This is a genomic window from Streptomyces sp. CA2R106, assembly GCF_037034245.1.
In the GTDB taxonomy this organism is placed as follows: domain Bacteria; phylum Actinomycetota; class Actinomycetes; order Streptomycetales; family Streptomycetaceae; genus Actinacidiphila.
The window spans coordinates 256932-270168 of sequence record NZ_JBAGKC010000003.1 but is presented as its reverse complement, the minus strand read 5'-3'; the positions used below and the strand labels follow the sequence as shown (position 1 = coordinate 270168).

The 13237-nt window shown below is 72.2% G+C and carries 8 protein-coding genes; 7 read left to right on the top strand and 1 reads right to left on the bottom strand.

What is annotated here, in order from left to right; translation table 11 throughout:
* Nucleotides 1-80: 80 nt before the first annotated feature.
* Nucleotides 81-821 carry a GntR family transcriptional regulator gene (locus WA788_RS06795; protein WP_335972455.1) on the bottom strand — a complete coding sequence of 247 codons (741 nt, stop codon included), beginning with the start codon at nucleotides 819-821 and terminating at the stop codon, nucleotides 81-83.
* Nucleotides 822-926: 105 nt separating this feature from the next.
* On the opposite strand from WA788_RS06795, the gene WA788_RS06790 reads away from it, so the two are divergent.
* The 7 genes from WA788_RS06790 (at nucleotide 927) to WA788_RS06760 (ending at nucleotide 13194) form a co-directional block, all read left to right on the top strand.
* Entirely contained in the window at nucleotides 927-2225 is a 1299-nt protein-coding gene (locus tag WA788_RS06790) for an extracellular solute-binding protein (RefSeq protein ID WP_335972454.1), read from the top strand.
* A gap of 29 nt (nucleotides 2226-2254) precedes the next feature.
* Nucleotides 2255-3172, top strand: a complete 918-nt coding sequence (locus WA788_RS06785) for a carbohydrate ABC transporter permease (RefSeq protein WP_335972453.1) — start codon at nucleotides 2255-2257, stop codon at nucleotides 3170-3172.
* Nucleotides 3169-4104 (top strand): carbohydrate ABC transporter permease, encoded by a 936-nt coding sequence (locus WA788_RS06780; RefSeq protein ID WP_335972452.1) that lies wholly within the window; start codon nucleotides 3169-3171, stop codon nucleotides 4102-4104. The genes WA788_RS06785 and WA788_RS06780 overlap by 4 nt, the downstream gene beginning before the upstream one ends.
* Nucleotides 4105-4139: 35 nt before the next feature.
* Nucleotides 4140-6944: a fibronectin type III domain-containing protein gene (locus tag WA788_RS06775; RefSeq protein ID WP_335972451.1), complete on the top strand. Its 2805-nt coding sequence runs from the start codon at nucleotides 4140-4142 to the stop codon at nucleotides 6942-6944.
* A 107-nt stretch (nucleotides 6945-7051) separates the two neighbouring features.
* Nucleotides 7052-7768 carry a GntR family transcriptional regulator gene (locus tag WA788_RS06770; RefSeq protein WP_335972450.1) on the top strand — a complete coding sequence of 239 codons (717 nt, stop codon included), beginning with the start codon at nucleotides 7052-7054 and terminating at the stop codon, nucleotides 7766-7768.
* Nucleotides 7769-8296: 528 nt separating this feature from the next.
* The gene (locus tag WA788_RS06765; protein WP_335972449.1) at nucleotides 8297-10219 is read left to right on the top strand and encodes an alpha-galactosidase; all 1923 of its coding nucleotides are present in this window, start codon (nucleotides 8297-8299) and stop codon (nucleotides 10217-10219) included.
* Nucleotides 10220-10284: 65 nt separating this feature from the next.
* Entirely contained in the window at nucleotides 10285-13194 is a 2910-nt protein-coding gene (locus WA788_RS06760) for a hypothetical protein (RefSeq protein WP_335972448.1), read from the top strand.
* The last annotated feature ends 43 nt before the right edge of the window (nucleotides 13195-13237 follow it).

Genomic DNA, 13237 nt, shown 5'->3' with positions numbered 1-13237 from the left:
GAGACAAGGGGGACGCAAGGAGGGGACACGGGGGACGCGAAGGGGGACACGGGGCCGGACCGCCGACCGGAGCGTCCCGGTCAGTCGGCGAAGTAGTCCGGGTACTGCGCGCACAGCTTCGGCACCCGCTCCAGCGCGCGCCTGGCGTGGCGGCTGATGAGCCGGCGCCCGCCTTCGACGTCGCGGGCCGACAGCGCGTCGATGATCAGCCGGTGCTCGTCGATCAGGTCGCGCATGCTGGCGGTGTCGGGCTGCGCCAGCCGCCGCAGCCGGTCCAGTTGCAGCTTCATCCGCTGCACGGCCTGCCAGGCGCGCAGGTAGCCGCTGAGGGCGAACACCTCGGCGTGCAGGGCCTCGTCGGCCTGGAAGAACGCGTCGTGGTCGCCGGCGCGGTAGCTGTCCTCCTGCCGGTCCAGCAGGTCGCGCAGGGCGCCGGTGTCGAGCGCGGGACTGCGGCAGGCGGCCTCGAAGGCGGAGACCTCCAGGCTCTCGCGGACGAAGCGCGCCTCCGCCACGTCCCACAGCCGGATCAGCCCGACCCGCGTGCCGACCTGCGGCACCACGTGGACGAGGCCGGCGTCGGCGAGCCGGGCGATGGCCTCGCGCACGGGGGTGCGGCTGACGTGCAGGCGCTCGGCGATCTCCGTCTCCGACAGACAGGCGCCGGGGGCCAGGCGCAGGGTGCGGATCGCGGCCACCAGCTCGTCGTGGACGAGGTCGGAGGTGCGGGTGCGCCGGCCGTCCCGGCTGATCGGCGTCAGCACTCCGGCGGTTGCGTACGGCGCCTGTTCCGGCATGCGCGCTGGTGGGGGAGCGGTCATGTCCGAATCCTTGCATGCCAGTGTACTTGTATGCAAGTATGCCTCGCCATCGGCCGGGCGGCACCCGTGCACCGCGCCGTACGAGCAGACCAAGGGGACGACGTCATGACCAAGCACAGGGCCGGGCTCACCGCCGCGGCGATCCTCGCTGCCACCACCCTCATGCTCACCGGCTGCGGCGGCGGCAGCGGATCGTCCGCCGCCGGCAAGGGCCCCGCCGAGATCACCTTCTGGGGCTGGGCCGCCGGCTACGACAAGTCGGTGGCGCTGTGGAACAAGGCGCACCCGGACGTCCACGTGAAGTACCAGGCCATCACCAACGGCGGCGCCGGCGGCTACGACAAGATGCTCACCGCCGCCAAGGCCGGCAACGCGCCCTGCCTGGCGCAGATCGGCTACGAGACCTTCGCCAGCTTCCTGGCCGCCGGCGCCCTGAAGGACGTCAGCGCTTACGTCAAGCAGGACCGCGCCCAGTTCCCCGACTGGGTCTGGAACAACGTGGGCGTCGACGGCAGGGCCTACGGCGTCCCCGTCGACACCGCGCCGATGGCGATGTTCTACCGCGCCGACCTCTTCGCCAAGGCGCACATCGCCGTCCCGAAGACCTGGGACGACTTCGCCACCGCCGCGGCGAAGGTCAAGGCCGCCGACCCCGCCGCGCGCATCATGAACGCGCCCAGCGACCCCTACCTGTACGCCGGGTTCGCCTGGCAGGCCGGCGCGCCCTGGTTCGGCGCGAAGAACGACGCCTGGTCGGTGTCGTTCGACAGCCCCGCCAACAGCAAGGTCGCCGCCTACTGGCAGGGCCTGACCGACAAGGGCCTGCTCACCTCCTACCCCGCCTTCGACGCCACCTTGTACTCCGCGTGGAACAAGGGCTCGGTCTGGGCGGAGGTCGGACCCGTCTGGTCCGCCTCCCTCATCCGCGACAACGCCGCCGCCTCCGCCGGCAAGTGGGCCGTCGCGCCCATGCCCCGCTGGGCCGGCTCCGACGCGGTCGGCAACTCCGGCGGCTCGGCCACCGCCGTGACGAAGGACTGCGCCCACCCCAAGGAGGCCACCGACTTCGCGCTGTGGATGTCGACCGACAGCGGCTCGGTGTCCAACCTGATCTCCGCCGCGGCGATCCTGCCCGCCTCCAAGTCCGGACTGGCCAGCCCCGCGCTCGACGCGCCCCAGAGTTACTACGGCGGCCGGCGCATCTACCAGCTCTTCCGCACCGAGGCGGCCAAGGTCGACGACAACTGGACGTGGGGCCCGATCATGGCCACCTCCGCCACCAGCCTCGGCGACGGCCTCGGCAAGGTCCACACCAGGAAGGGCACCTACCAGGACGCCCTCGACGGCGCCCAGCGAAGCACCGTCAGCGCCCTGAAGTCGCAGGGCTTCTCCGTCAGCAAGTGACCCGCAGCACCGCCCCAGAGAAGGTGACCGTGTCCACCGTGACGTCCGCCGCCACCGACCGCCGGCGCCGACTTCGCGAACTCCGCCGAGCCGCGCCCTTCGTCCTGCCCTTCCTCGCGCTCTTCGCCGTCATCTACCTCATCCCCACCGGATACGCCCTGGAGCAGAGCCTGTTCACCGAGAAGCGCTCCGGCCTCGGGCTCACCGGCGCCAGGACGGTCTTCGCCGGCGCCGACAACTACACCCGCGTCCTGCACGACACGGACTTCCTGCACTCCCTCGCGCACGTCGCCTTCATCGGCGTCATCCAGGTGCCCGCGATGCTGGCCCTGGCCCTGGTGCTCGCGCTGCTGCTCGACTCCGCGGTGGTCAGGACCGGGCGCCTGTTCCGCGTCGCGTACTTCGTGCCCTACGGCCTGCCCGGCGTCATCGCCGGCCTGGTCTGGTCCTTCCTGTACGCGCCCTCGCTCAGCCCGGTCGTACGGCTGCTGGACTCCGCCGGCATCCACGCCGGCTTCGTCACCGACACCGCGCTGCCCTTCGCCATCGCCAACATCCTCACCTGGGCCTGGACCGGCTACAACACCATCCTGATCCACGCCGCCCTCCAGGCCGTCCCGCCGGAGACGATGGAAGCCGCCGCGGTGGACGGCTGCACCGGCTGGAAGGCCGCACTGCTGATCAAGGTGCCCCAGATCCGCCCCGCCCTGCTGATGACGCTGGTCTTCTCGATCATCGGCACGTTCCAGCTCTACAACGAGCCGGCCACCATGAAGTCGGTGGCGCCCAACCTGTCCTCCACCTACACGCCCATCATGGCCACCCTGCGCTCGGTGTCCTCGAACAACTTCACCTACGCGGCAACGCAGTCGGTGGTGCTCGGCGCACTGATCTGCGTGCTGTCGGTCGCCGTCTTCCGTGCCTCGGCCCGAAGGACCGACTCATGACCAGCACCCTCCACCCGCCCGCCGACCCCACCGGCCCCGCCGAGGCCGCCGCCCCCGCCGCACCCCCGCGCCGGCGCCGCACCGGCAGCCCGCTGACGACGATCAACCCCACCACGCGGCTGGTCACCCTCGGCGTCATGACGCTCTTCGCCCTCTACTTCCTGCTGCCGGTGTGGTGGCTGGTCGTCTCCGCCACCAAGGACAGCGGCGAACTCTTCGCCGGCGACGGCTTCTGGTTCGGCCACCACTTCGCGCTGTGGGACAACGTCCAGACGCTCTTCCGCGCGCAGGGCGGCATCTACTCCCGCTGGCTGCTCAACTCGCTGCTGTACGCCGTCGGCGGCGGCATCGTCGCCACCCTGCTGGCCGCCATGTGCGGCTACGCGCTGGCGAAGTTCCCCTTCCCCGGCCGCGAGGCGGTCTTCGGCACCGTGCTGGCCGCGGTGCTGCTGCCCGCCCCCGTCCTGGCCGTCCCGCTCTACCTGCTGTTCAGCCACACCGGGATCGTCAACACCTTCTGGTCGGTGTTCATCCCCAGCATCGTCAGCCCGTTCGGCGTCTACCTCAGCCGCATCTACGCCGCCTCGTCCGTCCCGGACGCGCTCATCGAGGCCGGCCGGATCGACGGTGCGGGGGAACTGCGCATCTTCACCATGGGGATGAGGATCATGGCACCCGCCATGGTCACCGTCTTCCTCTTCCAGTTCGTCGCCATCTGGACGAACTTCCTCCTGCCCTCGCTCATGCTCGCCGACAGCTCGCTGCAACCGGTCACCGTCGGCCTGGTCGGCTGGCGCCAGATGCAGGGCTACCCCATCGGCTACACCACCGTCGTCACCGGAGCCATGCTCTCGGTCATCCCCGTCATCGCGATGTTCGTCTCCCTACAGGCCTTCTGGAGCAAGGGCCTGACCGCGGGAGCCGTCAAATAGCCGGCCGGCCGGCCGGCGTCATGGAAGGACGATCCATGAAGGTCCTGTACGCAACCGTGGCGTCAGTGTGCGTCACGGTGCTTCTCGCGGCACCCTGCCAAGGTGCCGTCGCCGCCGCAGCAGCCGACGACACGCCCGTCAACCTGCTCGCGGCGGACATGGACACCACGATGGACAGCGGCACCAGCCCCCTGACCCAGGGCAGCACCACCACCGGGGGCAGCCAGCAGATCGTCAGCGTGGGCGGCGACAACGCCCTCCAGCTGAGCGACGCGTCCGACGGCACCAACCTCGCCAGCTACTTCTACCACCGCTTCTCCACCGGCTCGCTCAAGGACCGGATCAACGCCGTCTACAGCGAACCGGCCGGCAGCCCCGCCGAGCAGTTCGTGCTGACCTTCGACCTCGCCCGCACCCAGGCCAGCGACAAGCCCGTCGCCAAGGACATCTACGCCCGCGTCTCCTTCGGCAACTTCGACAACGCCACGGTGCCGCAGTTCCCCGTGCCGCCGGTCAGCCTCACCACCACCGCCGCCTACCAGAACACCTCCGGCGCCCTCCAGCCGGTCTCGGACACCGACATACCGCAGTACCGCTTCACCATCGTGCCCAACGGCGGCACCCGGCTGGTCTCCACCGTCGAACTCGGCTTCCAGGTCCGCGTCGACACCGGCGGCACCGACGAGGCCGTCGCCGTGGACAACCTCGACGTGTACGACGCCGGCTCCGTCACCGACACCGCGCCGCCGACCGCCCCCACGTCCCTGATCGCCGGCACCCCCGGGCAGAACAGCGTCCCGCTGGGGTGGAGCCCGTCCACCGACGACACCGGCGTCACCGGCTACGACGTCTTCCGCGACGGCTACCAGGTCGCCTCCGTCAGCGGCTCGACCACCACCGCGGTCGTCGGCGGCCTGATGCCGGGCACCGGCTACGACTTCACCGTCCGGGCGAAGGACGCCTTCGGCCACGTCAGCGCCATGAGCGCCCCGCTGCACGCCACGACCTCCGCGTACGTGCCCGACAACCCCGCGCCCTACCCGGGCACCCAGCAGACCCGCTCCCAGTGGCTGTGGGACAAGACGAAGGCCATGAAGGAGGAGGACGGGCCGATCAACGTCGCGCAGTACACCGCGCAACTCGTCGACCACGAGAACACGACCGCCGCCCTCACCAAGCTCGACACCCTCTACAAGGGCTACGACTACGAAGAGTACAAGTGGCTGTCGCGGATGTACGCCTACCTCATGGCGGGCGACCAGTACAGCGCCGCGATGCTCCAGGACGTGGCCACCTACTTCGGCCAGTACAGCTACAAGAAGCTGCCGCAGACCGAGAACCTGCGGATGAGCACCTATGTCACCGGCTACCTCGTCGGCCAGTACCTGCCCGGCGTCGCCGACACCGACGGCACCTCCGGCGCGGAGCTGATGGCCGAGAGCAAGGCCAACATCGAGGAGATGGTCCAGCAGGCGGTCAAGGACGGCTGGGCGGAGTACGAGAGCCCCGAGTACACGATCATGACGTACTTCGGCCTCAACGCGATCTACCAGTGGTCCACCGACCAGGAGCTGCGCACCGAGGCCAAGACGGCCATGGACGTCATGTGGTTCGAGTGGGCCAACGACTGGGACGACGGCTACCTGGTCTCCTCCGAGAGCCGGGCCAAGGGCGACCTGGCGTCCGTGGGCGACCCGACCTGGCGCCCGGCCGACCACACCGCGCTGGCCTGGACGTACTTCGGGGAGCACCGCGCGCAGGAGGGCGTGGGGGAGTCGGACAACCCGGCGCCCGACGCCTACCGCCCCGACCTGGAGTACGTCGGCCTGCTCGCCTGGTCCGGCACCGCCTACCAGCCGCCCGCCCTCGCGGTGCGGATCGGCCGGATGACCGACAAGTCCTACACCGCCTACAAGACCAACCTCCAGAACTCCAGCGGCGACCCGACGGACATCTACCGCACCAGCTACGTCCGGCCGACCTGGGGCCTGGCCACCGAGGTGCAGTACCGCAGGACCGACGACTGGCTGGAGGACCAGCCGCTGGACCTGCGCTGGCAGTCCGACGCGGCGGACCCGCTCTTCCGGGTCTCGATCGACCAGGGCAACGCGCCGGTCGGCAACTACGACGACCCGGCCGAGCAGCGCGTCATGCAGGACGGCCCGACCGCGCTCGGCGTCTACAAGTCCTCCGGTGACAGCACCGAGAACTACCTCAACGCGCTCTTCCCCGACACCGGGTCCATCAAGGAGCGCCGCCAGGTCGACGGCTGGACCGTCGTCGACACCGGCACCATGTACTTCGCGTTCAGGACGGCCCAGCCGGCGACCTGGTACCACCAGACGCCCAACGACCCGTCGAACAAGGTGAAGACCACCACCCAGATCCACCCGACGACGACCCTCAGCTACAGCTACGACATCCTGCGCAGCCAGGCCGACACCAACGGCTGGGTGCTGGAGACCGGCGACACCTCCACCTACGCCAGCCTCGACGCCTTCGCGACGGCGCTGACCACCAGGACCCGGCTGGACACCAGCCACATCGGCGACGCCGAACCGCGGCTGGTCTACCACAGCCTGAGCGGCCACGACCTCGACCTCACCTTCGACGACCCCGCCCAGGCCCCCGGCGCGACCCACCTGGTGGACGGCAAGCCGATCCGGTACGACGCGTTCAAGCTCTTCGACACCCCCTGGCTCCAGCAGGACCGGCAGGGCACGAAGTTCACCGCCAGGGTCGGCAGCCAGTGCGTCGTGTACGACTTCTCCGACTGGACCGTCACCAGCCGCGGCCCGGGCGGCAACGGCCGCCGCTCCGGGCGCGGCGCCAAGCCCTGACCGCGCACCGAGCGCCCCGGCGGGACACGGGCCGGACCCGGCCCGCGTCCCGCCTATCCTGGGCCCTGCCGGACTTCCGGCAGGCGCCTACCCAGAAGGATCGATCGGTGAGCAGCTCCTCCGCGGACACCCGGCCGGGTGCCGGCCCCCTTCGGCCCATCGCCCGCGGCCGGGTCCGCGCGTCCGACCGGGTCTACGAGGAGCTGCTGTCGGCGATCCGCAACCTGCGCATCCCGCCGGGTGCCTCGCTCTCCGAGACCGACCTGTCCGCCAGCCTCCAGGTCAGCCGCACGCCGCTGCGCGAGGCCCTGGCCCGGCTGGCGGACGGCGGGCTGGTCTCGGTCGTCCCGCAGGTCGGCACGACGGTGGGGCGGATCAGCCTGCGCGAGGTCGAGGAGGCCCGGTTCGTCCGGGAGAGCCTGGAACTGGCCGCCTTCGCGGTGGCCTGCGGCCGGCCCGACCGCGACGTGGCCGCCTGCCGGGATCTGCTGGCCGCGCAGGTCCGCTGCCACGCGAACGGCGACCTGACCGGCTTCTTCGACGCCGACGAGGCCCTGCACGAGCAGATCTTCGTCATCAGCGGCTACCGCGGCGCCTGGAGCGTGATGCAGCCGATGAAGGTCCAGCTCGACCGGCTGCGCCGGCTCGCTCAGCCGGAGACGTCGAACGTGCGCGAGCTGATCGAGGAGCACACGGCCGTGATCGACGCGCTCGAAGCGGGGGACGCCGCCGGCGGGCAGGAGGTGCTGCGGGCGCACATCGGCCGCGGGCACCGCTACGCGCCCGCGCTGCGCGAGCAGTACCCGGACTACTTCACGGACTGAAGCGCGGCCCGTGGGGCGGCTGGTGCGGACTCGACGGCCTGTGCCGGGCCGGGCTGCGCAACGCCCTCATAGCTGAGACAACGTTGGCCCGAGTTGGTCACGCACGGCCGCCGGGTGGCCGGATTCCCGTGGGCTGTCGCGGCCGAATGCGGCGTCAACAGGCGTGATGTACAGGCGTGATGGGGCCGTGCACGCCGTGATGCGGCCTTCGTCCCCGGGGCCGTCGAAGTAATTCCCGGCTACTGGCGCGAAACCTATAGGCAACGTTGTCTCGGCGGGCTATGGTTCAGCACGACCGCGGAAGAGCGGCCGCCTCTTGGTTCCCGTACTCGGCCTGTCGCCCTGACGTGCGGTCATGTGCCCCTCGTCGGCGTTGGACCTGGCCACTTCGTACCGCCTCGCACGCTCACCGAGCGGCTCGGCGCGGGACAAGGTTATCCCGCCTGTTCGCCGCATGCTTCCCGCAGCACCCGCATACCGCAGCACCCGCACACCGCGACCTGCCACCCGACCTGAGAAGGAGCAGTGATGGCCGAGACGGCCGTACCCGGCTTCGCCGAACCCGCCCGCCTGTGGGCCGACGCCCGCCACGCGGCGGCGGTGCTGGGCGCGCAGGCCGGCCTGCTGACCGAGGGCGCGCGCCTGGCCGTCGAGCCCGGCCCGGCCGGTGCGCGGCAGCTGCGGCTGTCCGCTGCCGCGGACACCACGGCCGTACTCCGGCTGGACGTCCCGCTCGGCGACGCCGCCGGCTACTGGCACCCGTCGGCCGGCTGGGACCGCCATCTGACCGCGGACTGGGCGAGCCGCTGGCGCACCGTCGGGCCCGCCGAGTCCGCGCCGCTGGGGTGCCTGTACGACACGGCCGGGCGCGCGCTGCTGGCCTTCGGCGCCGACCGGCCCGCCGCCACCACGCGGGTCCGGTTCGGCCTCGCCGAGGACACCGCCCGGTTCGGGGTCTGGCTGGCGGTGGAGCTGCGGGCCGGTGAGAGCTGCCGGGTGGTGCTCCAGCCGGCCGGGTCGCCGGTCGCGGCCGCGGTCCGCGCGCTGGGCGCGGCCCTCGCGGTGCCGGACGCCCTGCCCGTACCGCCCGCGGGCCGGGAGCCGGCGTACTCCACCTGGTACGCGATGCACCGGGACGTGGGCGCCGCGGACGTGGAGGCCGAGGCGAAGCTCGCCGCCGCGGCGGGCTGCGGGGTGCTGCTGCTGGACGACGGATGGCAGCTGCACGCGAAGGGCACCGGCTACTCCGGCAGCGGCGACTGGACGCCGGACCCGGCGAAGTTCCCGGACTTCGCGGCCCATGTGCGGACCGTGCAGGGCCTGGGGCTGCGGTACATGGCGTGGATCGCGCCGCTCATCGTCGGCGAACGCACCGCCGCCCACCGGAAGTTCGCGCACCTGGCGCCGCACGCCATCCCGCGGCTGGGCTGCCGGGTGCTGGACCCGCGGCTCGCGGCGGCCCGCGAGGTCGCCGCGGACGCCTGCGTCGAGCTGGTCCGCCGCCACCACCTGGACGGGCTGAAGATCGACTTCCTCGACCTCGCGGCGGCCTACGCGGACCTGGACCCGGTCGGCGGGACCGGCGCCGCCGGGCGCGATGACGGCACCGGTGCCGGAGGTGGTGCCTCCGCCGAGTGCGGCACCGGTGCCGCCACCGCGCCCGGGAGCACCCCGTCCGGCGGCGGTGACGGCGGCGATGCCGGCGGTATCGGCGGTGCCGGTGACGTCGCCGATGTCGGCGAGGGGCTGCGGCTGCTGCTGGCCGACGTCCGCGACCGGCTGCGCGCGCTGCGCGGCGACGACCTGCTGGTGGAACTGCGCCAGCCGTACACCGGGCCCGGCATGCTCGCCTTCGGCAACCTGCTGCGGGCCGCCGACTGCCCGGGCGACGCCACCGCCAACCGGGTCCGCACGCTCGACCTGGGCCTGCTCGCCACCTCGGGCGCCGTCCACTCGGACATGCTGATGTGGGACCGCTCCGCCACCCCGCAGACCGCCGCACGCCAGCTGCACTCCGCGCTGTTCGCCACCCCGCAGCTGTCCGTCGCGCTGGCCGGCCTGCCCGCCGACCAGCACGCGGCGACCGTGTTCTGGCTGGACTTCTGGCGCAGCCACCGCGATGTCCTCACCGGCGGCCTGATCGACGCCGGGCGCCCGGACCAGCTCCACCCGACCGTCACCGCGCAGCTGGGGCAGCGGGCCGTGGCGGCCTTCTTCGCCGAACACACCCACGCCCGCCTGCCGCTGGCCGGACGCACCGAGACCGCCCTGGTCAACTCCACCGCCGCCGACCGCGTGGTGCTGGACGTCGAAGGAGCGGCCACCGCCGTACGGCTCGACACCTTCGACGCCTGCGGCCGCCCGGCGGGCTCGCACCTGCGCACCCTGGGCCCGGGGCCCGCCGCCATCGCCGTTCCGCCCGCCGGCCTGTGCGTCGTCAGGCCGGCGTGACCCGACACCCGCTCCCGTTCCGAAGAGCCGAAGAGCCGAAGAGCCGAAGACTGGAGAGAACCCACGTGACCGACAACCACGACAGATCCGACCGCACCGAGCCGGCCGCGCACGCCCCCGGGCAGGTCAGCCGCCGCACGGTCGTCGGCTTCGGCGCCGCGGCCGCGGTGGGCGCCGCGACCGCCGGGGCCCTGGACCTCGCCGCCGCCCCGGCCGCGAGCGCCGCCACCCCCGAGGGCACCGCGGCGCAGGCCGCCGCGGCCCCCGCGGTGGCCCTGGCCTTCTCCGACCCGACCGGGCTCTACCCGCTTTCCGGCGGCGCCGCCGAGGCGGCGCCCGCCCTGCTCGTCGTGTTCAACCCGGCGACCGCGCTGAGCGGTTCGATCGCCTGGTCGGTGGCCCCGCGCGGCGGCGACCCGGTGGCCACCGGCACCGCCGGATTCACCGCCGCCGCCGGCACGCAGCGCACCACCACCATCCCGCTGGGCTCCTTCGGCCCGGACTACTACGCGGTCACCGCCACCGTCACCGCCGCCTCCGGCACCCAACTCCTCGGCCAGACCATCGGATTCGGCGTCATCCGTCCCCCCGTCGAGGGCCGCCGCCCCGGCTCGGCGTTCGGTCTGGGCATCCGGGCGGAGTCCGACACCGCCCTGACCCGGCAGATCGCCCAGCGCATCGGGGTGAAGTGGACCCGCGGCGTCATCGCCGTCCAGCCCGACACCGTCTGCCCGGCGCCGGGCGTGTTCTGGCAGCAGGCCCAGGTCGACGCCGCCCGCGCGGAGATCGCCGACTGGCACGACCACGGCATCGAGCCGCTCGGCTTCATCAACTACAACATGTCCTGGAACGTGCAGCCCGACGCCGACGGCAAGCCGCTGCTGGTCTACCAGAACCGGCCCAAGGACCTGGCCGCGCACGCCGAGATGGTCTACCACGCCATCGCCCCGCTCCAGGACCTGGTCCCCAACTGGGAGATCTGGAACGAGCCGTGGGTGCACGGCTGGGCGTGGAAGACCGGCGACGCCCAGGACTACCGCGACATGTGCAAGCTGATCTGGGACCGCGTCAAGCCGGACTTCCCGGACGTCAACCTCATCGGCGGCGGCTCGGTCACCTACAACCGCGACATCGTCTACGCGCAGGGCTCGAAGGACACCGGCTACATCGACGGCTCGGTCAACCACGCCTACGGCTACCCCGACCCGACTCAGTACGCGATGACCAAGACCCAGATCCGGATGGACCGCAAGGGGTCGCGCACCAAGGGCCGCGCCGGGCAGTGGCAGACCGAGCTGGGTACCGCCGAGAGCACCAGCTTCACCGACGTCCCCGCCGGCCAGGCCCCCTACGGCGTGGCCCGCACCGTGGCGCCGACCTATCTGCTGCACATGCTGGCCGGCGCCGAGGAGGACTCGCCGATCCGGATCTTCTGGTTCTCGCTGTCCTACGACAAGACCTACTCCGGCGTCGAGTTCAACATCTACGACTACGCCACCAAGACCCCGCGGCCCGCGGTCGTGGCCTACTCCGCGATGACCTCCCTGCTGGAGGACGCGAAGCTGGAGAGCGAGCTGTACCCGGACGCGAAGTCCACCTGGGGCTTCCTGTTCCGCGGCGCCGACGGCAAGGGCCGCGCCGCGCTCTACGCCGACCAGCTCTACGACGGCACCGAGGAGCACCAGAGCGCCGGCCACACCGGCACGCTCACCCTGGACGGCGCGCGCGGCGTCCGGGTGTACGACTACCTCGGCCGGCAGCTCGCCGACGGCAGCTCCGCCGAGGTCACCCTCCCGCTCCGCCCCTGGGAGGTGCTGTACTTCGACAGCGACCTGACCCCCGCCGCGCTGAAGACCCTGCTGACCCGCGGCGCGTGCTTCGCCTACGACACGCCGCTGAAGATCAGCCCGCTGTCCTTCGTCAAGCCGCTCGACGCGACCAGCGCCATCGAGGTGCGGGTGGAGAACACCACCCCGCACCCCCTCGACGCGCGGCTTCGCGTCACCCCGCCGCCCGGCTGGCAGCTCGCTCCCGCGGTGTCGCCGTCGGTCCGGCTCGCCCCCGGACAGGCCCGCACCCTGTCCTTCCCGGTCAAGGCGTTCGCCGTCAGCGACAGCAACCGCTACCCCGTCGGCTACGAGGCCACGGTGGCCGGCCGCCCGGAGGCGCACCAGACCGGCACCCAGGACGTCCAGGTCGCCTACCTGCCCTTCCGCTCCATCACCGTCGGCGGCAGCGCCAGCCAGTGGAACGGCGTCATCCCGGTGACCCTGACCAGCACCACCGCGGCCGGCGACACCAAGTCGTACGCCTTCCAGGCCGCCTGGGACCAGTCGTTCCTGTACGTCAGGGCCGTCGTGGAGGACGACGTCCAGCTCTCCCACGTGCCGTTCGGCGACAACGCGTACCTCTTCCCGTTCCAGGCCGACAGCATCCAGCTCGCCTTCGACGCCGTCGCCGACAAGACCGAGGACCTGCTCGCCGGCGACCCGCACTACGAGAAGTGCCTGCGCTCGATCTCCCACCTGTACGTCGCGACGCTGGCCACCGGCAACGTCTCCGAGCTGCACCGCCAGCTCGCCCCCGGCACCAACTACCAGACGTACTACCCGACCAACGCCGACCTGCCGACCCCGCTCGGCCCGCTCGACGCGGCACCCGGCAGCGGCACCGAGGGCCGCGTCCTGGTCTCCCGCGACGACACCGGCAAGCAGACCCGGTACGAGATCGCCCTCGCCTGGAGCCAACTGCCCGAACTCCAGGCCGCGGTGCAGGCCGCGACCCCCGGCACCGTCACCCCGGCGACCTTCGCCGTCCAGGTGACCGACGCCGGCACCGGCGGCCACGGCGCCACCTACTCGACCACCGCCACCGAGCCGCCCACCTCCGGCTGCTACAACTTCGCGCCGTTCTGGGGCACCGGCGCGCAGTTCACCGGCGGCCGCGTCGACACCCGCTGGGGCATCGGCCGCTAGATCCCCGGCAGATCCCCCGCCCGCCCGCCTCCCCGCCGCACCG